The organism is Bacillus sp. GbtcB10 (genome assembly GCF_019091365.1).
GTDB lineage: Bacteria > Bacillota > Bacilli > Bacillales > Bacillaceae > Bacillus > Bacillus altitudinis.
Genome location: NZ_JAGXJP010000254.1, coordinates 1 through 256, shown reverse-complemented (window position 1 = coordinate 256; position 256 = coordinate 1). Strand labels below are relative to the sequence as shown.

Here is a 256-nt window from a genome sequence, read left to right as displayed (position 1 = left end):
AGACGGATGTATTCTGATGTACCAGCGGATGCAAAAGTTTGGTATCCGTTTGCTTCACCGTTTCTTCCGGCCAGAAGCACTCCTCTGCGAACGGGTAGGTCGGCGCACTGATTCTTTGCGGCGGGGAATCCTGATACAATAAGCCCCAATCGACACGCGCCCCTTCAACCCAGAGTGCCGCCAGTGCTTTCAGCTTTTCATCCCGTGTCTGACATGCCGCAAGCTCTTCCATCTCCTGAGCTGACACTTCTCTGCT

1 protein-coding gene is annotated in these 256 nt (G+C 54.3%); it reads right to left on the bottom strand.

From position 1 onward, the window contains the following. The coding region (locus KVT11_RS20220; RefSeq protein WP_217609183.1) for a hypothetical protein at window positions 1-256 on the bottom strand (256 nt) is incomplete at both ends.